Origin of the sequence: Rhodoferax sp., from assembly GCF_044236835.1 — a bacterium.
Classification (GTDB): domain Bacteria; phylum Pseudomonadota; class Gammaproteobacteria; order Burkholderiales; family Burkholderiaceae_C; genus Allorhodoferax.
Map to the genome: position 1 here is coordinate 19,429 of NZ_JBIIGC010000007.1, position 19,585 is coordinate 39,013.

Annotated in this window: 22 protein-coding genes; 2 read left to right on the top strand and 20 right to left on the bottom strand. The window is 63.2% G+C overall.

Annotated elements, in window-relative coordinates; translation table 11 throughout:
- Positions 1-2 precede the first annotated feature (2 nt).
- Both ACILRC_RS06495 and purE read right to left on the bottom strand, forming a co-directional pair.
- Positions 3-1,259: a 5-(carboxyamino)imidazole ribonucleotide synthase gene (locus tag ACILRC_RS06495; RefSeq protein ID WP_395668542.1), complete on the bottom strand. Its 1,257-nt coding sequence runs from the start codon at positions 1,257-1,259 to the stop codon at positions 3-5.
- Positions 1,259-1,762 carry a 5-(carboxyamino)imidazole ribonucleotide mutase gene (gene purE, locus ACILRC_RS06500; RefSeq protein ID WP_395668543.1) on the bottom strand — a complete coding sequence of 168 codons (504 nt, stop codon included), beginning with the start codon at positions 1,760-1,762 and terminating at the stop codon, positions 1,259-1,261. The genes ACILRC_RS06495 and purE overlap by 1 nt, the downstream gene beginning before the upstream one ends.
- A 37-nt stretch (positions 1,763-1,799) precedes the next feature.
- Between purE and trxA the strand changes: the two genes are divergently transcribed.
- Positions 1,800-2,756, top strand: a complete 957-nt coding sequence (gene trxA / locus ACILRC_RS06505; RefSeq protein ID WP_395668544.1) for a thioredoxin — start codon at positions 1,800-1,802, stop codon at positions 2,754-2,756.
- Between the two features lie 47 nt (positions 2,757-2,803).
- Here trxA and ACILRC_RS06510 read toward each other — a convergent pair whose 3' ends face one another.
- From ACILRC_RS06510 to pyk, 6 genes are all read right to left on the bottom strand, one after another.
- A complete protein-coding gene (locus ACILRC_RS06510) occupies positions 2,804-3,709 on the bottom strand; it encodes a phosphoribosylaminoimidazolesuccinocarboxamide synthase (RefSeq protein WP_395668545.1) in 906 nt (301 codons plus the stop codon).
- Between the two features lie 209 nt (positions 3,710-3,918).
- Positions 3,919-5,049 carry a diguanylate cyclase gene (locus ACILRC_RS06515; protein WP_395668546.1) on the bottom strand — a complete coding sequence of 377 codons (1,131 nt, stop codon included), beginning with the start codon at positions 5,047-5,049 and terminating at the stop codon, positions 3,919-3,921.
- Between the two features lie 114 nt (positions 5,050-5,163).
- Complete coding sequence (locus ACILRC_RS06520; RefSeq protein WP_395668547.1) at positions 5,164-5,580, bottom strand: GFA family protein; 417 nt, start codon at positions 5,578-5,580, stop codon at positions 5,164-5,166.
- Between the two features lie 167 nt (positions 5,581-5,747).
- Positions 5,748-6,110: a TfoX/Sxy family protein gene (locus ACILRC_RS06525; protein WP_395668548.1), complete on the bottom strand. Its 363-nt coding sequence runs from the start codon at positions 6,108-6,110 to the stop codon at positions 5,748-5,750.
- Positions 6,111-6,255: 145 nt separating this feature from the next.
- The gene (gene fba / locus ACILRC_RS06530; RefSeq protein ID WP_395668549.1) at positions 6,256-7,320 is read right to left on the bottom strand and encodes a class II fructose-bisphosphate aldolase; all 1,065 of its coding nucleotides are present in this window, start codon (positions 7,318-7,320) and stop codon (positions 6,256-6,258) included.
- Between the two features lie 137 nt (positions 7,321-7,457).
- Positions 7,458-8,894 carry a pyruvate kinase gene (pyk, locus tag ACILRC_RS06535; RefSeq protein ID WP_395668550.1) on the bottom strand — a complete coding sequence of 479 codons (1,437 nt, stop codon included), beginning with the start codon at positions 8,892-8,894 and terminating at the stop codon, positions 7,458-7,460.
- A gap of 181 nt (positions 8,895-9,075) precedes the next feature.
- On the opposite strand from pyk, the gene ACILRC_RS06540 reads away from it, so the two are divergent.
- Entirely contained in the window at positions 9,076-9,492 is a 417-nt protein-coding gene (locus ACILRC_RS06540) for an Hpt domain-containing protein (RefSeq protein WP_395668551.1), read from the top strand.
- Here ACILRC_RS06540 and ACILRC_RS06545 read toward each other — a convergent pair.
- From ACILRC_RS06545 to fmt, 12 genes are all read right to left on the bottom strand, one after another.
- A complete protein-coding gene (locus ACILRC_RS06545; protein ID WP_395668552.1) occupies positions 9,489-10,550 on the bottom strand; it encodes a chemotaxis response regulator protein-glutamate methylesterase in 1,062 nt (353 codons plus the stop codon). The genes ACILRC_RS06540 and ACILRC_RS06545 overlap by 4 nt on opposite strands.
- Positions 10,540-11,082 (bottom strand): chemotaxis protein CheD, encoded by a 543-nt coding sequence (locus ACILRC_RS06550; RefSeq protein WP_395668553.1) that lies wholly within the window; start codon positions 11,080-11,082, stop codon positions 10,540-10,542. Before ACILRC_RS06550 ends, ACILRC_RS06545 begins: the two co-directional genes overlap by 11 nt.
- Before the next feature lies 1 nt (position 11,083).
- Positions 11,084-11,902 (bottom strand): CheR family methyltransferase, encoded by an 819-nt coding sequence (locus ACILRC_RS06555; protein WP_395668554.1) that lies wholly within the window; start codon positions 11,900-11,902, stop codon positions 11,084-11,086.
- Between the two features lie 74 nt (positions 11,903-11,976).
- On the bottom strand, positions 11,977-12,516 hold the full coding sequence (locus tag ACILRC_RS06560) for a chemotaxis protein CheW (RefSeq protein WP_395668555.1): 540 nt from the start codon (positions 12,514-12,516) through the stop codon (positions 11,977-11,979).
- A gap of 8 nt (positions 12,517-12,524) precedes the next feature.
- Positions 12,525-14,744: a chemotaxis protein CheW gene (locus ACILRC_RS06565; RefSeq protein ID WP_395668556.1), complete on the bottom strand. Its 2,220-nt coding sequence runs from the start codon at positions 14,742-14,744 to the stop codon at positions 12,525-12,527.
- Positions 14,745-14,746: 2 nt separating this feature from the next.
- On the bottom strand, positions 14,747-15,052 hold the full coding sequence (locus ACILRC_RS06570) for a lipid asymmetry maintenance protein MlaB (protein ID WP_395668557.1): 306 nt from the start codon (positions 15,050-15,052) through the stop codon (positions 14,747-14,749).
- 63 nt (positions 15,053-15,115) lie between these two features.
- On the bottom strand, positions 15,116-15,481 hold the full coding sequence (locus ACILRC_RS06575) for a response regulator (RefSeq protein WP_395668558.1): 366 nt from the start codon (positions 15,479-15,481) through the stop codon (positions 15,116-15,118).
- A 9-nt stretch (positions 15,482-15,490) separates the two neighbouring features.
- Complete coding sequence (locus tag ACILRC_RS06580) at positions 15,491-16,141, bottom strand: hypothetical protein (protein ID WP_395668559.1); 651 nt, start codon at positions 16,139-16,141, stop codon at positions 15,491-15,493.
- Positions 16,142-16,217: 76 nt separating this feature from the next.
- The gene (locus ACILRC_RS06585) at positions 16,218-17,408 is read right to left on the bottom strand and encodes a phosphoglycerate kinase (protein ID WP_395668560.1); all 1,191 of its coding nucleotides are present in this window, start codon (positions 17,406-17,408) and stop codon (positions 16,218-16,220) included.
- A gap of 54 nt (positions 17,409-17,462) precedes the next feature.
- Positions 17,463-17,825 carry an AzlD domain-containing protein gene (locus tag ACILRC_RS06590; RefSeq protein WP_395668561.1) on the bottom strand — a complete coding sequence of 121 codons (363 nt, stop codon included), beginning with the start codon at positions 17,823-17,825 and terminating at the stop codon, positions 17,463-17,465.
- Between the two features lie 14 nt (positions 17,826-17,839).
- On the bottom strand, positions 17,840-18,580 hold the full coding sequence (locus ACILRC_RS06595; protein ID WP_395668562.1) for an AzlC family ABC transporter permease: 741 nt from the start codon (positions 18,578-18,580) through the stop codon (positions 17,840-17,842).
- Positions 18,580-19,578 (bottom strand): methionyl-tRNA formyltransferase, encoded by a 999-nt coding sequence (gene fmt, locus ACILRC_RS06600; RefSeq protein ID WP_395668563.1) that lies wholly within the window; start codon positions 19,576-19,578, stop codon positions 18,580-18,582. Before fmt ends, ACILRC_RS06595 begins: the two co-directional genes overlap by 1 nt.
- Between the last annotated feature and the right edge of the window lie 7 nt (positions 19,579-19,585).

A 19,585-nucleotide genomic window follows, 5' to 3' on the forward strand; every position in this document is an offset into this window, starting at 1 on the left:
CTCTACAGGGCCGGCAGACCCAGCAAGCGCGCTGCAGCATTGGCTCGCTCGCGGGCCTGCTCGGGGCTGGCACCGGTTAAGGTGAGGTGGCCCATCTTGCGGCCGGGCTTGGCTTCGGTTTTGCCATAGAGGTGCAAGTGGCTGCCAGGCAGCGCCAGCACCTGCGCCCACGGAGGCTCTTGGACAGTGGCCTGGGCACCTGCAGGTGCGCCCGCGGGCGCCCCCTCATTTGCAATACCTTGGACGCCCCCATGCGCACCGTGCCAGAGATCACCCAGCAGGTTGAGCATCACCGCCGGGCTGTGCAGCCTGGGCTGCACCAGCGGCTGACCGGCCAAGGTGCGCACCTGCAGCTCGAACTGCGAGAGATCACAGGCGTCGATGCTGTAGTGGCCGCTGTTGTGCGGGCGCGGCGCGATCTCGTTGACCACCAGGTCGCCCACGCCTTGCGCTTGCTGCGCATCGAGCACAAAAAACTCCACGCACAGCACGCCCACGTAATCCAGACCCTGCGCGATGGACTGCGCAGCAGCCACTGCGCGGGCTGCCAGTGCGCTCGGCAAATTACCCTCGTACACCTCGGTCACGGCCAGAATGCCGTCGCGGTGCAGGTTACGTTGGATGGGCAGGTGCACGCACGTGCCGTCGCGCCCGCGCGCCACGATGACCGAGCATTCCGCCTGTAGGGGCAGCAGTTTTTCCAGCACACAGGGCACACCGCCCAGCCCGTGCCAGGCGCGCTCTAACTCTGCACGGTCACGCACCCGCACTTGACCCTTGCCGTCGTAGCCCAGCCGGCTGGTTTTGAGGATGCCGGGCAACAGGCCGTCAGCCACAGCAGCAAGCTGGGCCTCGGTATCCACCACTGCGTAAGGCGCGCATGGCACGCCGCACTGGGCAAAGTAGGCCTTTTCCGCAGCGCGGTCTTGGGCGATGGCCACTGCCGCCGCACCCGGCGCAACGGGCCGGTGGCGGGCCAACTCGGTCAGGGCTGCAGCGGGCACGTTTTCGAACTCGGTGGTCACCGCCATCGCCAACCCAGCAAGGCGCGCCAGTCCGGCGGGATCGGTGTACTCGGTGCAGATGTGGTGGTGGCTCACGCGGCCTGCGGGGCTCTGTGGGTCGGGGTCTAGCACGGCGGTGAAAAAGCCCATGCGCTGCGCGGCATGCACAAACATGCGCCCCAGCTGCCCACCGCCCAGAACGCCCAGCGTCTGTGGCACGGCGTGGGCCGTGAGCGACTCATTGGGTTGTGCCATCAGCTTGCGCTGCCGCTGGTGGGCAGCGTCATGGTGCTGGCGGTTTGGGTCTGGTCGCGCCGGTAGGCGTCGAGTTCTAGGCGCAGGTCGGAGTTCTGGTTGGCCATCATGGCAATAGCAAACAGCGCGGCGTTGGCGGCACCGGCCGCGCCGATCGCAAAGGTGGCCACCGGAATGCCTTTGGGCATTTGCACGATGCTGTGCAAGGAGTCCACGCCCTGCAAGTGCTTACTGGGAACCGGCACACCCAGCACCGGCACCGTGGTCTTAGCCGCCAGCATGCCCGGCAGATGGGCTGCGCCACCGGCGCCGGCGATGATGCATTGCAGCCCGCGCTCGGCGGCCAGTTCGGCGTACACAAACATGGCGTCAGGCATGCGGTGGGCCGAAACCACCTTGGCCTCAAAGCCGATGCCAAACTGTTGGAGAATCTCGACTGCATGTTGCATGGTGTCCCAGTCGGAACTGGACCCCATGACGACGCCCACTTGGATGGTTTTCATTCCCGAATTTTACGATTTGGCCCCGCGCCGCTTTCCTATGATCAACGTCACCCTAGAAAACTTCGAAGCCGAAGTCATCGCTGCGTCGCACCAGGTTCCGGTGCTGGTCGACTTTTGGGCGCCCTGGTGTGGCCCCTGCAAAGTCATCGGGCCCTTGCTGGAAAAGCTGGAGGTGGACTACGGCGGGCGCTTCAAGCTGGTCAAGATCGACTCTGATCAAGAGCAAGAACTCAGCGGCGCCTTTGGCATCCGCAGCATTCCCACCTGCGTTTTGATGGTCAACGGTAAACCGGCAGACGGCTTCATGGGCGCGGTGCCCGAGGGGCAAATCAAAGCCTTTTTGGACAAGCATGTGCCCTCCGCGCAAGACGCAGAGGCCGAGTCCGACGCGCAGGACGCGCAGGCGCTGGCCGCCTCGGGCGACACCGATGCCGCACTGCAAAAGCTGCACGAGGCACTGAGCACCAACCCCGGCAACGACGACGCCCGCTTTGACTATGTGCGCCTGCTGATCCAAAACAACCTCATCGAAGACGCCCAACACGCGCTCGCGCCCGCGCTGGCGGCCATTCCACGCCAGATCCGGTTTGAGGCGCTGGGCCAGTACCTTGATGCCATCGTATTCGCGCAGTCCGATGTGCGCGGTGGCTGGGAGCTCGCGCAGTTTGATGCGCTGATTGCGGCCAACAAGCGCGATTTCGATGCCCGCCTGGCCAAGGCCCGGGTGCTGATCGCGCGCGGGGAGTGGACGGCTGCACTCGACGAGTTGCTGGAGATCGTGATGCGCGACAAGGCCTGGGGCGATGCGGTGCCACGCAAAACCTTTGTGGCAATTCTGGAACTGCTCACCCCACCCAAACCCAAGGCCGCGCCGCAAGAGGCGGGCAAAACTGCAGGGGGAATCGAACTGACCGGCAAGGTGGTGGCCGAGCAAAACCCGCAAGCGCAAATGGTGGCGGCCTACCGGCGCAAGCTCAGCATGGCGCTGAACTGAGCGCCAATCAGCATACGTGGACGCCTGCGCGCGAACAGCTCCTCTGACTAGGCAGTGAGCCGGGCCAAGGCCTCGCGGTACTTGGCGGCGGTTTGGGCGATCACGGCGTCGGGCACGCGCGGCGCCGGCGGTGTTTTGCTCCAGGGTTTGCCGTCAATCTGCACCTGCTCCAGCCAATCGCGCACGAACTGCTTGTCGTAACTCGGCGGATTGCTGCCTTCCTGGTAGCTCTCGGCGGGCCAAAAGCGCGAGGAGTCGGGTGTGAGCACCTCGTCCATCAAGGTCAGCGTGCCGTCTTGGTCCAGCCCGAACTCGAACTTGGTGTCGGCAATGATGATGCCCTTTTGAATCGCGATCTCGCAGGCAGCTTGGTACAACGCCAGGCTGTAGTCGCGGATGCGGCCGGCCAGGTCGGCACCGATCATCTCCACCGTGCGCTCGAAGGTGATGTTCTCGTCGTGCTCGCCCACCGCGGCCTTGGCCGCCGGGGTGTAAATCGGTGCTGGCAAACGCGAGGCCAAGCGCAAACCTGGCGGCAACGGCACACCGCACACCGCGCCGTTCTGCTGGTACTCCTTCCAGCCGCTGCCCGCCAGGTAGCCGCGCACCACCGCCTCGACCGGCAGCGGCTTGAGGCGCTTGACCAACATGGAGCGCCCTGTCACCTGCGCCACTTCGGCGGGCGTCACCACGCTTTCTGGCGTGTCGCCGGTGAGGTGGTTGGGGCAGATGTTGGCGCCTTGGGGACCGAGCTTGTCGAACCAAAACAGCGCCATTCGTGTGAGCAGCGCGCCCTTGCCCGGAATCGGCTCACCCAGAATCACATCGAACGCGCTCAACCGATCACTGGCCACCATCAGGATGCGGTCCTCCCCTACGGCGTAGTTGTCGCGCACCTTGCCCCTTGCAAGCAGGGGCAGCGACAGGGTGGAGGTGTGCAAGGAAGATGTCATGGCGTCCAACAAGAAATAACCGCCGCAACACGGTGTGTGGGGGCTCAGGACGATTATCGTTTGAACGCAACAGGCCGCGAGGACGGTCTCGGCCAAGTCCAGATCCGCTGGCTACTGGTAGAACTGCCGGTACGCGTCGAAGCGTACAACGAGGGCTTCCAGGTCTGCGGGGGTTGTGATGCGGGTGGTGATCATGGTTGCACTGGCATTCAGTTCAGCAACGTGACCACTGTATTGCGGCCCTGCGACTTGGCCTGGTACATCGCCCGGTCGGCCCGTTCGACCAGGGCTTCTACGGACTCGGATGGCACATGCTCGGTCAGCCCGATGGACACTGTGAACGTCAGTGGTTGGCCAGCGGGTGTGGTCACGACCGCAGCACCCACCGCTTGACGCAAACGCTCTACACCCTGGGTAGCTTCAAGTGCTGTGCGGCAGGCAAACAAAACAAGGAACTCCTCTCCGCCCCAGCGTCCCACGGTGTCGGTATCGCGCATGGCAGCGCGGGCCTGCTCGCCAAAGGCGCGCAGCACGTTGTCTCCCGTTGCGTGCCCGTGGGTGTCGTTGATGTGCTTGAAGTGGTCCAAGTCGATCAGTGCCAAGGCAAAGCCGTCACCCAAGCGTTGGCAGGCGGTGCGCCGCTGTGTGAGTAGCGCATGCATGTGGCGTCGGTTGAACAACCCGGTGAGGTCGTCGCGCGATGCCGCCTCGGACAAAGCCTGGGTCTTGGCAAGGTTGGCTTCATCGGCCCGGCGCTTTTCCATCATGAGCTCGCCGGTTCGTTTGCTCAATTGGACCGAAAAACGGTACACCACCGAACCCATCAGGAGCGGGTAACTCAAGAGGAAAGGCACGCACAGCAGCTCCGTCAAAAAATCAGACTCCGGCTGGAACTTCGGCTCCAGAACCAAGAGAGCAACGCCCGCGCCCGCGAGGTGCGCAACCAGCCCCTTGAGGAAGAGCCGGACTCCACCAATCGAAAAGTTATTCATCGCCAGCGCAGCCAGGAGCAGCACGCTGGGCAGGAGGTTGAAGGCCATGGCCACAGGCCAGATGCCGCCGGCGAATGAGTCCACTAGCACGTTGCGGCGCTCGGCCGCAAACGGCGAGGATGCGTTGACGCTGATCAGTAACGCGATGCGCGGCCATGCAGCACCGTAGCCCAGCATGACGCACCAGACCCAGATCGGCGCGTCGGCCTGGTACATCCCGGCCCCTGCACACAGTGCCCCCAGCGCCAGCCCGACCACACGCAGCAGATAGGCCCGGCGGGCAAGCCGCAAGCCGCGCCGCACAAGGTCTTCGCCAAGCGGAGCTGCATCACGGGGGTGCTCTGGCATTTCATCAACTCACTGGTTGGGTGGAGGGAGAAATCTGGGCCATCGTAACGGTTGGGGCCAAGCTTGCAAAGAACGTATTGCGCGCTGGCCGCCTTGCGATGTTGGCGTAAAAGCCTACTCTGGTACTTTGCCACCGGACTCGTAGTCCGACTGCGCGTGCCACCACCTTGGGCAACGCGACACGTAGGAGTGGTAGCGGGGTGCGAACTCCCTCAGATGCGGCTTGTCCAGAACGCCGGTGGCAATGGCCACGGTTGGCGCGTCGTCAATTGCGCCGATGGTGCTGCCACATGAACTGCAGAACGCGCGACTAGAGTAAGAAGAAGAGCGCCAAGTCGAAGGTTTGCCGCCAGGTCCGACCCACTGCACGTTCTGCGCGGGGAACTCGACCCACGTCAGCGTGAGGGCGCCCGAGTGCTTGCGGCAGCTTTCGCACGAGCATGTATGGGGTTTGGCGGGCTCGCCGGTGACCCGAAATCGGATCGAACCGCAGAGGCAGCCGCCTTCGTAGTGCTTGAGGTTCGTTGCCATGACGAAGAAAAGATGCTGGTATTGGGGACGCCAAACTAAGTTGAAGTTGCTGGCGTTTGGCGGACATGCCGCGTAACCAGCGTCTGGGCGAACTAGCTTATCAGCACCGAGCCCACGGCGTGTCGAATGCTCGAACCTGCTGAGTTCATTGAAGACTACTCCGATGGCTACTGCCTGTGCTTGGCGCGCGTGATGCTCCTGGCGCTGGAGCGCAGCGCCGCTTCATAGGCTCGGCACGCCCATATTCTTGCAATCTCCGGATCGTCGAATACCTCGACTGGCGCCGAGGCGTAGGACATCTTCATGGTCACGCCCCGCTTCGTGTACTCGAACGGAACCGATCCAGCCTCTGAAAAAAGTGGGGCCGACAGGGCGTCCGTCTTGAGGTAGAGCGTGTCGTCCGCGACCAAGCCGATCATCAGCGCGTTGTGATACACGCCGTAGCCACCGAACATGCGCTTTGGGTGAATAGCGCCGAACAGCCGAAATACCTCGCTGAGATGTTCGACGAACTCGTTGGCTCTTTTCACGGACTTCTCCTGGCTATGTTGAGGCGTGCCACCAACCCGAGAAACTGACTTGGTGGCGCTCCAGTGCATCCAGCCACTTGATCAGAAACGCACACCAGTTCGCATCCCGGCAAATCCGCATCCCCGCCGGGAGGCCACCCAAGCCCTACTGCACCACCTGCGCCAGCTCCCCCCGCTGGTACCGCGCCGCCACCACGCTCAGGCTGTCGCCTTTGATCTTGCTGGCCTGGCCTTCGCAGCCGAATTCGACGTAGCGTTGGCGGCAGATTTTCTTGGCGGCTTCGCGGGCGGGTTTGAGCCATTCGCGGGCGTCGAATTTGTCGGGGTTTTCGGACAAAAACTTGCGCACGGCTGCGGTCATGGCCAAGCGGATGTCGGTGTCGATGTTGATTTTGCGCACGCCAAACTGGATGGCCTTTTGGATCTCTTCCACCGGCACGCCATAGGTTTCTTTGATGGCGCCGCCGTACTGGTTGATCAGCGCCAGCAAGTCTTGCGGCACGCTGCTGGAGCCGTGCATGACCAAGTGCGTATTGGGCAGGCGGCGGTTGATCTCTTGGATGCGGCCGATGGCCAGAATGTCGCCGGTGGGCTTACGGGTGAATTTGTAGGCGCCGTGGCTGGTGCCAATGGCAATGGCCAGCGCGTCGAGCTGGGTGCGTTGCACAAAGTCGGCGGCTTGCTCGGGGTCGGTCAGGAGCTGGTCCATGGTCATGGTGGCGTCGGTGCCGTGGCCGTCTTCTTTGTCGCCTTGCATGGTTTCCAGCGAGCCCAAGCAGCCCAGTTCGCCTTCCACCGTCACGCCGCTGGCGTGGGCCATTTCGACCACCTTTTGGGTCACCTCCACGTTGTACTCGTAGCTGGCGATGGTTTTGCCGTCGGCCTCCAGGCTGCCGTCCATCATGACTGAGCTGAAGCCCAGGTTGATGGCGCCCTCGCACACCGCGGGGCTTTGCCCGTGGTCTTGGTGCATGACCAGCGGAATGTGTGGATAGGCCTCGATGGCCGCCGCAATCAGGTGCTTGATGAAGGCCTCGCCCGCGTACTTTCGTGCGCCCGCGCTGGCTTGCAGGATGACGGGGGCACCGACCTCGTTGGCAGCCTCCATGACGGCTTGCACCTGCTCCAGGTTGTTGACGTTGAATGCGGGAATGCCGTAACCGTGGACCGCTGCGTGGTCCAGCAGCTCACGCATGGAAACTAATGCCATTGTTGTGCCCCAAAAAGGTTGGTAGGTGCCGGGCCCGCCGGTTGGTAACCGCTTGGTAACTCGGATTTCCGCAATTTTAGCGACGGCCCCTCCGCCACCACCGGCGCCCTACCGGGGAGGCGCGCGAAACCAGCAGCTTATGCGCTGACCCGGCAAATCTTGAGCATGTTGGTACCGCCGGGTGCGCCCATGGGCTCGCCGCAGGTGATGGCGTAGACGTCGTCCTTTTGCACGATGCCGCGCACCTTGAGGTGGTTTTCGGCGTCCATCAGCGCGGTGTCGCGGTCGGCGCTGGTGTCCATCAGCAAGGGGCGCACGTTACGGAACAGCGTCATGCGGCGCTGGGTGGCGATGCGCGGCGTCAGGGCATAAATGGGCACTTGAATCAGGTGGCGGCTCATCCACAAGGCGGTCGATCCGCTGTCGGTCATGGCCACGATGGCCTTGGCGCCCAGGTGGTAGGCGGTAAACAGCGCGCCCATGGCAATCGACTGGTCGATGCGCTGGAAGGTCTTGCCGGTGAAGTCTGCGTCGAGTTTGGTGGGCTCGGCACCTTCGGCGGCCAGGCAAATTTTGGCCATCTCAATCACGGTTTCCAGCGGGTACTTGCCAGCGGCGGTTTCGGCCGACAGCATGACGGCGTCGGTGCCGTCAAGCACCGCGTTGGCCACATCGCTCACCTCAGCGCGGGTGGGCACCGGGTTGGTGATCATGGACTCCATCATCTGGGTGGCGGTAATGACCACCTTGTCGTGCTCGCGGGCCAGCTTGATCATGCGCTTTTGCAGTGCTGGAACCGCCGCGTTACCCACCTCGACCGCCAGGTCGCCACGGGCGACCATGATGCCGTCGCTGGCGAGCAGAATTTCTTCTAGCTTAGGGATGGCCTCGGCGCGCTCGATCTTGGCAATCAGGCCGGGCTTGTGGTTGAACTCGGCCGCAGCCACGTTGCAGAGCTGGCGGGCCATTTCCATGTCGGTGGCGTTCTTGGGAAAACTCACCGCCACGTAGTCGGCCTGGAAGGCCATGGCAGTGCGGATGTCGTCCATGTCTTTGGCGGTGAGCGCCGGGGCAGTCAGGCCGCCGCCTTGCTTGTTGATGCCTTTGTTGTTGGAGAGTTCGCCGCCGAGCTTGACGGTGGTGTGCACCGCTTCGCCCTTGACCGCATCGACGGTGATCACGATCAGGCCATCGTTGAGCAGCAGCACATCGCCGGCCTTCACCTCGTGCGGCAGCGCCTTGTAGTCCAGCCCCACGGCGTCGATGTCGCCGAGCTCGGTGCGGGCCGCGTCCAGCACAAACTTCTGGCCAGGCTCCAAAAACACCTTGCCTTGCGCAAACTTGCCTACGCGGATCTTGGGGCCTTGCAGGTCGGCCATGATGGCCACCTCGCGGCCGGCGCGCTGCGCTGCTTCGCGCACCAAGCGGGCGCGGTCAATGTGGTCTTGGGCTTTGCCGTGGCTGAAGTTCAAACGCACCACGTTGACGCCGGCGCGGATCATTTGCTCCAGCAAAGCGGGGTCGCTGGAAGCGGGTCCCAGAGTGGCAACAATTTTGGTGGCGCGGCGTGGCATAGGGAATGTCTCCAGTGTGGAACGTGAATTTTCACACGGAACCCGTGCCCAAGGCGTTACATGCGGGCGTCAAGATGGTGCTGTGGCGAAGCTAGGGCCTAAGCTTCGTCGCTTAGGCACACACGCGCCGGGCAAGGCATCCCGGGCGTGCTGAGCTGTGTTGCTGCATTGGAATCTTTACATGGCCCACCCTGTCAGCTGCCCGCTTGTCAGCGTACCGACGACTCCCGTCCTGGACGTTCAAGGCGCATTGGCGTTGATTGGCGACATGGAAGACCTGTACCTGCAGATCGCGCAGGAGTACCACGGTGAGCTCTCTGCGTTGCCCCAGCGCATTAACGATCTCCTGCAACCCGATAGCAACCCAAACGACGCCCGGCGCTTTTTGCACACCTTCAAAGGCCTGTCGATGACGGTGGGCGCCAACGCCCTGGCCGATGCCTGCCGCGAAGCAGAAGCCCGCATCAAGCACAGCCAGGACCAAGGCGCCGTGCTGGATGTTGGCGCCTTGGCCGCTTTGCGCAGCGGGCTGGCAGCGTGCGGCGAGCGCACCTTGGCGGCTTTATCGGATGTGCTGCGGGGGCGCGCAGGCGCTTAGGCGCGCGAGTCGAACTGCAGAATCGCGCGGGCGATCTGTTCCAAGGGCACGATATCGTCCACCGCCTGCAGTTTGATGGCTTCTTTGGGCATGCCAAAGACCACACAGGTCTCTTCGTTTTGGGCGATGGTGCGGGCGCCGCCGTCGTGCAGCACCTTCATGCCGCGCGCGCCGTCGTCGCCCATGCCGGTCATGATGATGCCCAGTACATCGCGCCCGCCGCACTCTGCCGCCGACTTGAAGAGCACATCGACTGAAGGCTTGTGGCGGTTGACCGGCGGGCCGTCTACCACGTGCACGTAGTACTGACCTGCTGCCTTGCGCAGCTGCATGTGCAGGCCGCCCGGAGCGATGAGGGCGAGGCCGCGCTCGAGCCTGTCGCCGTCCTTGGCCTCGCGCACGTTCATGGCGCAAATGCTGTTGAGCCGTTGGGCATACATCGCGGTGAACTTCTCGGGCATGTGCTGGGTGATGGCAATGCCAGGGGCGTCGGCGGGCAGGCTGGTGAGCACCAGCTCCAACGCCTGGGTGCCACCGGTGGAGCTGCCAATCACCACCGGCTTGTTCATTGCAAAGGTGTGCACCGCGCCCAACACGGGCGCGCGGCCAGCCAACGCACGTGCCGCTGCCGGGTCGGGCGCCACGGTGCGCACCCGTGGCTTGGCGCGGGCCGCCATCTTCAGGGTCTGCACCATCTCGCGGCGCGAGTCATCCAGAAACTGTTTGAGTCCCAGCTTGGGCTTGGCCATCACTGCCACCGCACCGGCCGACAGGGCTTCGAGCGCGACCTTGCTGCCCTCGGTGGACAAGGTAGAGCAGATCACGGTGGGGATGGGCGAGCCCGACATGATTTGGCGCAGAAACGTCAGACCATCCATGCCGGGCATTTCGATGTCGAGCAGCAGCACATCGGGCTGGCTCTTGCGGATGGCATCCATGGCCAGCAGCGGATTGGGCGCGCTGCCCACCAGCGCGACCTCGGGGTTGTCTGCCAGCATGTGGGCCAGCGCCTGGCGCACCACAGCAGAATCATCCACGACGAATACCTTAACCACCATAAGAGACACCTTGCTCAGGAAAAACGATCTCGACCACCGGATCGTCGCGACCCACGCTCCAGGTCAGCTTGCGGTAGCCCGTGCCACCTACATCATGCGCAATCACGGCGATGCCGTGGTGATGCAAATAATCCATGACCCAATCGGCATTGGTGCGACCCACATGCCGGGTCTCGAAGATCTGCGGAAACATATTGCCGCCGCCAAACACGTAGGCCTCGCATAGGCCAGGATTGACGCCCCTCGCGCGCAGCAGCGCAAACATGCGATCCATGGCCACTGCGCCATAGGCTGGGTTGTCGCGTTTTGCAGCTGTGGGCTGCCCCACATAGACGATGTGGCTGAGCGCCGCTACCGTGCGGCGCGGGTCGGTCAGCACCGCGCAGATGCACGAACCCAGCAAGGTCTTGAACGCCTGGCCGGCCAGTCCCAGCGCCACCGCGCCGGGCATCAACTCGATCGGACTGTTGGTCTTGCCTGCAACGCTGGGTTTGAGCGCTGCAGACGCACGCACATTGGACGATGTGGCCATGCTAAACCGGCTTTCGGAAAGCACCCGGAATCAAGGTTTGCATGGGCGTGTTGCAAGGCACCCGGCCTTCTGCCGTGCCCAGAAAAAACAAACCACCGGGCTTGAGGGTGGCCAGCACCCGGTCCATGACCTCGGTCTTGGTGGGCGGGTCAAAGTAGATCAGCACGTTGCGCAGAAAGACCACATCAAACGGCCCCACGCCAGAAAACGGCTTGCACAAATTGAGCTGCCCAAACTGCACCCGGCTGCGGATTTTGTCTTGCAGCAGTACCTGCCCTTGCGCCTCCCCTTCACCACGCAAGCAGTAGCGCCGCAGCCGCTCGGGTGACACCGCACGCAGGCGGTCCTCCGGGTAAATCGCTTCCTTGGCGCTGAGCAGCACGCGGTGGCTGATGTCGGTGGCCAAAATGGTCCAGTTCGGCCCGACCCGGCCCGCCACCTGCAAATCACTGAGCAACATGGCAGTGCTGTAGGCCTCGTCCCCAAAGGAAGCTGCGGCACTCCAGACCGACAGTGCGCCTTTGTTGGCAAAAGCAGGCAACTCTTTTTGCAGCAGATCGTAGTGCTTGGGTTCGCGGAAGAAGTAGGTCTCGTTGGTAGTCAGCAAGTCCACCGCCATCTGGAACTCCACCGCCTCGCGTTCATCTTCAAGAATGGCGATGTAGTCGGCAAAACTGGCCAGTCCCAAGCGCATGATCCGCGGTGCCAACCGGGACTGGATGAGAGACTTTTTGGAGTCGTTGTACGACAGACCTGCAGCCTCGTACATGAGGTCGCCGATGCGCCGAAACTCGCTGTCGCTAAACGGTATCGAAGCCAAACTCGGCGCCTCCTTGCCAGTAGGCCAACAGCCTCCATGGCCTTTTCTGCGCGGCGCACCTGTGCATGGCGTGCCTAGGCGGCTTGCGCCTGCTGTGCGATCTGCGCCATTTCTTCGATGTCGAGCGCACGCTCAGGCTCCAAGATGACGATGAACTCGCCACCGACCTTGCCCATGCCACGGATGAAGTCGCGCCGGATCGAGGCCCCAAACTGTGGCGCAGGCTCGATGTGCGCGTCGGGAATGTCAATGACCTCGCTGACCGCATCCACCATCAAGCCGAGCTCGACTTTGTCGCCGCCAACGCTGGCGTCAAAAATGATGATGCAGGTCTTCTTGCCCACCTGTGCAAGGTCGCGGCCGAAGCGTGACTGCAGGTCGATCACCGGCACCACCGCACCGCGCAGGTTGATCACACCGCGCACGAAATCCGGCATCAAGGGCACCACGGTCATGGCGCTGTACTGAATGATCTCGCGCACCGCGCGTATATCCATTGCAAACACCTCGCCACCTAAGGAGAAGGTGAGGTATTGCAAGCCCGGTCCGAGGTCATGGGTAGTGGATATGGGCGCGTTGTTGGCTTGCAGAGCCAGGTCATGTAGGGATTGCATGTCGGATGTCACGGGTTCGGTGTGGATGCGGCGCTGGCGAGACTGGCCCCGCCCGGCTGGGCAGCGCTGGCGTCGGAACCGGCGCTGGTGGTGAGTTCCACCAGCGAGTTGACGTCGAGGATCAGGGCCACCTCGCCGCTACCCAAAATGCTGGAGCCCGAGATGCCGCGCAGTGTCTTGAACAACCGCCCCAGCGGCTTGATCACCGTCTGGTTCTGTCCCAGTAGCACCTCGACCTCGATTCCGTACTGGCCACGCGTGGAGTGCACCACCACAATGCTGACCCGCTCGGGCAAGCTCGACTCCACCGAGTACAGGGTGCGCAGGCGCACCACCGGCAACACCGCGCCGCGCAGTTCCACGCAATGCCGCCCACGGCTGTCGACCTTGATGTGCTGGCCGCCCGACTCGATCACCTCCACCACCGACTCCAGCGGCAGTACAAACTTGGACTTGCCCACGCCGACCAAAAAGCCGTCGATGATGGCCAGGGTCAGCGGCAGGCGGATGTCCACCTGCAAGCCCTTGCCCGGCGTGCTGATCAGCCGCAAGCTGCCACGCAAAGCCTCGATGTTGCGCCGGACCACATCCATGCCGACGCCCCGACCCGAGAGGTTGGTGACCTGCTCGGCGGTGGAAAAGCCCGGCTCGAAAATCAGCATATTGATTTCATCGTCGGAGGGCACCACACCCTGCTCGACCAGGCCGCGGTTCCAGGCGCGCTGCAGCACGCGCTCGCGGTTGATTCCGCGCCCGTCGTCTTCGATCCGAATCAGAATGGCGCCGGTCTCGTGACGCGCGCTCAAGACCAGTTTGCCCGCCGCAGACTTGCCTGCCGCCAAGCGCTCCTGGGGCGGCTCCAGGCCGTGGTCCAGCGAGTTGCGCACCAAGTGCATAAGAGGGTCGGCGATTTTTTCGACCATGGACTTGTCGAGCTCGGCATCGCCACCCATGATTTCGAAGTTCACCTCTTTGCCCAGGCTTGCGGCCGTATCACGCACCACCCGACGGAACCGGCTGAAAGTCTCGCCCACCGGCACCATGCGCAACCCCAGGGTGCCGTTGCGGATCTCCTCGATCAGGCTGTTCATGTGCAGATTGGCCTCAACCAGGGCCAGCTGGCGGCTCTCGCGGGCCAGCAAGGTGGCACCGGCACCGGCGATCACCAACTCGCCCAACAGATTGATAACCGCATCCAGCCGGTCGGCCTGCACCCGGATGTAGCGGTCCTCGCTGGGCGCGGACTCGCGCAGCTTTTGCTGTTTGCCCAGCGCTGCGGCCACCACCTCAGGTGACACACCGGCCTGGGTTTCCAGCAAATCACCCAGCTTGGCCTTGGGCACCGAGGGCATGCCAGGGGTGTGTTGCTGGGAATCGAGCACTTGCTGCAGGCGGTCCTGGGAGACGGCGCCTACCGACACCAGCAGGTCGCCCAGGCGCGGGGTTTCGGGCATTTCTTCGATGGCCCGGGCCATCTTCTGGCTGGGGGACTCGGGCGCCACCACGTCAAGTTCGCAGTCGTCCATCACAAAGGTGAACGCACCCTCGATGTCATCGCGGCTCGCTGCAGTTTCGAGCTCCATGGTGAAACCCAGGTAGCAACTCTCGGGCTCCAGGCTGCTCAGGGGCGGCACATCCTCGGCCAGACTGTGCACCGCCACCACGGTGCCCAAGGTGCCCAGATAGCGAACAATCGACAGCGGGTCCATGCCGTTGCGAAAGGTGTCGGGGCGAAACCGGGCGGAAATCGACCACACGCTGGCCACACTCTCCGTGCCCGCCGTGGCAGAAGCTTGCGCCGTGGTGGTCTTAACCGCAGCACCTTGGTCGGTCAATGCACACAGCCGCGTAACCAGGTCGGAGCGCAGGTCCATCTGCTCGGGGGTGTCGGCGGACGCGTCGGCTGCGGTGTCCACCAAAAACTTGATTTGGTCGTTGCACTGCAGCAGCAAGGTGCTGATGTCGGGCGTCAGCGCAATCGTGCCGTCGCGCATGCGGTCCAGCAGAGTTTCCACGTGGTGGGTGAACTCCACCACTCGGTTGAGCCCGAATATGCCCGCCGAGCCCTTGACCGTGTGGGCACAGCGGAACAACGAGTCCAGCAGCTCGCGGTTGTCGGGTTGCTCTTCCAGCTCGAGCAGCAAGGTTTCAATTGACTCGATTTGCTCGGCCGCTTCGCTGATGAACGCGGGCATCGCCTGGGCGATGAAGTCTTCGTCGGCGTCCATGCTCATTTGCTGGCCCCCGCATGGCCACGCACGGGCCGCCCTTTAAGCCAATGGCCAAAGCCCAAGGCGCGGCAGGCATCGCTAAAGCGCTCACTGGGATCGCACAAGCGCCACGTCTGGCCCATGCTGGAGAGCGCTGCAAGCAGCTGTAAGCCGGCGCCATCGACCTCGGCAACCTTGGCGGCAGAAATGTCGACCACGTTGTCAGGGCCATCGGCCTGTTCTTCCAGCCATGCAAGCAAGGCAGTACGGGCGTCGAGCACGCCATAGATCGTGAGTTCGGATGGCAATTCGTAGGATTCTTTCATCGCATCTCCACAGGAGCCCACAGCCCAAATAGCGGCCCACCTAAGCGGCCGACCAACAGCCCGTCATACGCACAACTTGGAAACCGCATTGACCAATTGCGAGGGCGAGAAAGGCTTGACCATCCAGGCCTTGGCGCCAGCCGCACGGCCTTTTTCTTTCATCTCTTCTTGGCTCTCAGTGGTCAGCATCAGAATGGGCATGAACTTGTAGCCAGGCAAGGCCTTGGCCGCCTTGACGAACTCAATGCCGTTCATTACCGGCATGTTGACGTCGCACACTGCCATATTCACCTGACGTCCGTCGAGCATGGCCAGTGCGGCCTTCCCGTCCCCAGCTTCAATCACCTCGTAGCCAGCGCCCACCAGGGCCATCCTCACCACTTGGCGAAGACTGGCGGAGTCGTCAATCACCAATATCGTTTTTGCCATCTCAACCTCTTAAAAAAATTCGGCTTCTTTGGGTCCGCCCGACTCGCGGGTGCGGGCTTCCATGTGGTTATCGCGCTGCTCGGCCATGGCGTACTGCGACTCCAACTGGGCCATCCAACGGTCAATTTGTGGTACCTCGGTAGCGGGGCTGGTGAGTGCACTGCGCAGCCGCGCCATATCGGCCTCCAGCAAGGCCATCATCTGGTTGATGCGGTCTTGGTACTGGAACCCGGTGTACATGTGCTCCACCTGCTGGGCCACCATTTGGGTCTCGTGCTCAAAAGGCTGCGAAATGCTTCGCAGTGCATGCACCGCATTGCGCACCATGGCAAGCACCTGGTTCACTGCCTCGCGGCTGCTGGCGGGCAAGCTCGCATCGGCGATCAGGGGCGACAAACGCGCCTCACAGGCATCGGCCAGGCCGACGATGCCACCGTCGCTGGGCGACAACGCGTCCGAAATCTGGCGGGACTGGCGCTCGGCCATATCGATATGGGGACCGATGTCGGCAAAGGCTTTGAGCATCTGGCCCACCGCCACCTCGGCTTGCGCGCGCGAGGCCGCAAGTTGGCGTTCCCACACAGGCAAGATGCCAGCGCAAAGTTCGACCAAAGCTTGGGCTGCGGGGTGGGGTGGGTTTTGGGCGTGGGTGCTGGACATACCTGCAGTCATTTATTTGGCAGACATCGTATCTCCAATTGCCTAAGCTGCAGAAACTATTGGCGGCTCGTTCGTGCTATTTGGCACGGCGCATCAGCACTTCAAAGGCTGGCAGGGTTTTGCCCTCAAGCACCTCCAAAAACGCACCGCCGCCGGTGGAGATATAGCCAATCTGCTGCTCGATACCGTACTTGGCAATGGCCGCCAAGGTGTCGCCACCGCCTGCAATGGAGAAGGCTTTGGAGTTGGCAATCGCATGGGCCAGGGTGCGGGTACCGTTCTCAAACGCGGCGAACTCGAACACACCCACCGGCCCGTTCCACACGATGGTGCCAGCGCCCTGCAGTTGGGTGGCGAGCTGCTGCGCCGTGCGCGGTCCTATGTCCAAAATCAGGTCGTCATCGGCCACCGCGTCGGCGGCTTTGACGGTGGCCGGTGCGTCAGCGGCAAAGGCCTTGGCCACCACCACGTCGCTAGGGATGGGTACGGCTGCGCCGCGTGCGCGCATGGCCTCGATGACGGCTTTGGCCTCATCCACCAAGTCAGGCTCGGCCAGGCTTTTGCCGATGTTCAGGCCGGCTGCACGCATGAAGGTGTTGGCAATGCCGCCGCCCACAATGAGTTGGTCCACCTTATCGGCCAGGCTCTTCAAAATGGTCAGTTTGGTGGACACTTTGGAACCCGCTACGATCGCAACCAAGGGCCGCTGGGGACTGAGCAAAGCGCGCGAAATGGCGTCTATCTCTGAGGCCAGCAAGGGCCCGGCACAGGCCACCGGCGCGTACTCGGCGATACCGTAGGTGCTGGCTTCGGCGCGGTGCGCGGTGCCAAATGCATCATGCACAAAGATGTCACACAGGGCCGCCATTTTCCTGGCCAGCACCGCATCATTCTTTTTTTCACCCGGGTTGCAGCGGCAGTTTTCCAGCAAAACCAGCGCGCCCGGTGCCACCGTTACGCCATCGACCCAGTCGCGCACCAGGGGGACTTCGCGCTGCATCAACTCGCCCAGACGCTTGGCCACCGGCGCAAGCGAATCCGCTGCCGACACTGTTCCCTCGGTGGGGCGGCCCAGGTGGGAGGTCACCATCACCGCGGCGCCCGCCTCCAAGGCCATGGCGATGCAGGCGATGCTGGCGCGAATGCGCGTGTCTTCGGTGATGTTGCCGGCGTCGTCCTGCGGCACGTTGAGGTCCGAGCGGATGAAAATGCGTTTGCCGGCCACTTGGCCCTGCGCACACAAGTCAGAAAATCGAATCACGTCCATGGCCAGCCTTGTCAAGAAAGGTGTTGATTTTAAAAGTGCCCGTGTGTGCCCCAACTACCAACCCAGCCCGATGTGCAAGGGCAGGTACACCGCCATGCCCGAGACAATGGTGCCCAACACAGCGTGCCCAGCGCCGCGCCGCGCAAAAAAGTAGGCGGCACCTGCCAGCACAGCGTACAGGCGGGCGTCGGCCCAGGTGCCAATCAATGCGCCTTGGGTCATCACCACCTCTGGCACGATCACCGCCGCCAGTGCGGCAATGGGCGCGTACTGCAAACCACGCTGGGCCCAGCGCGGCAAGTGCATGGGCCGGTTGGCTATGAAGAAGAAAGATCGCGACACCACCGTCACGACCGCCAGCGCCAGGATGGTGAGCACGGTCCAGACTTGGTCCGCATTGACAAAAAAAGTTTCCATGTGCGATGCACCTGCTAGCGGTGTGGGTGAGGTGGTTGCAGCGCACTGATCCGGTTTTCCAACCACAGGCACAGCGCCACCGCGATGGCGATGGCCACCAAGATATTGAGCTTGAGCGGGAGGGCAAATGCGACCACCGCCGCCGCCCCCGCAACACCGGCAGACACCCAGCGCAAGCGGGTGGAGGCCAGCGAACACGTCAGTCCCACCAAAGCCAATATGCCCGCAAAGCCCAGCCCCCAGTGGGTAGGAATGAAATTGGCCAGCACCACGCCTGCGACGCTGGAGAACGTCCAACTGGCCCAGTTGATGCAACCGTTGCCCGCAAGGTAGGCCATTTGCTCTAAGCGCCCCGCCGGCTCGGTAGCGGGGGCAGAGTACCGTTTGACAAACAGCACGTAGGTGAGGTCGGCCGTCAGGTAACCCACCACCAGCCGTTGCCAGCGGGGCAGGTGCATCACATGGGCTCGCATGTGCGCGCTGAACACCACAAAGCGCAGGTTGACGCAAAAGCCCGTGACCAGCACCACCCACATCGGCGCACCGCCCAGCATCAGCGGCATGGCTGCAAGCTGAGAACTACCGGCAAACACGGTCACAGCCATGAGCAAAGCCTCGAAGGTGCCCATGCCCGACTTCACCATGGCCACCCCCGTCATCAACCCCCAGGCGGCGATGCCCGGGGCGGCGCCGGCCATGTCCATCACGCCTTGGCGAAAGGCGGGGTGCTGGTAGTTCTCTCGCAACAAAAACATCAGACCGCCCCTGGCACGGCGTCAAACTGCATGCCGGGCGCGATCGCAAAGCCGCGCAAGAACTCTGCTGCAGGTAGGCGCTTGCCGCCTGGGCGTTGCAGCTCCAACAAAACCAGCACACCGTCACCGGTGGTCACCGCGATGCCATGCGCGTCGGCGGCAAGCACCGTCCCCGGCAACGCGTCCTGCGCACCCATGCGATACGCCGCAGCGCTGTCGGCACGGGCGCGCCAAACCTTGATGGCTTCACCCCGCAACATGGCAAGCGCGGCCGGAAACGGCACCCACGCGCGCACGCGCCGGCCCAGCACCGCCGCAGGTTGGCACCAGTCCAACGGCGCTTCGCTCTTGGCAATCTTGGGCGCGTAGCAGGCGCCTTGCGCGGGCTGCGGTACCGACACCAACGTGCCCGCACACACCGTCTCTAAGACCTCCAGCAGGAGTTCGGCGCCCAAGCGCGCGAGGGCGTCGTGCACCGTGCCAGTGGTGTCATCTTCGGAAATGGGGATACGCCGCATCGCCAAGATGTTGCCCGTGTCTAGCCCGGCGTCCATGAGCATGATGGTCACGCCGGTCTCGCTGTCTCCGGCCTCAATAGCACGATGGATGGGCGCCGCACCGCGCCAGCGTGGCAGCAGCGAGCCGTGGATATTGATGCAACCGAATTTGGGATGCGCCATCGCATCGAGCACCCACTGCGGTAGCAGCAAACCATAGGCCGCCACCAACATCACATCGGCCTGCGCTTGCGCAATCTGCTCTCGCGCCAAGGCCGCATCCTGCGGGTACTTGCCGTCGTCGCGCAGGCTGCGTGGTTGGGCCACCGGCAAGCCATGGTCCAGCGCAAACGCCTTCACCGGTGAGGCTTGCAACTGGAGGCCACGGCCCGCGGGACGGTCGGGCTGGGTCAACACCAAAGCGATGGTGTGGCCCGCGCGGTGCAATTGCTCCAGGGCCACCCGGGCAAACTCCGGCGTGCCGGCAAAAATCACACGCATCGCAGCA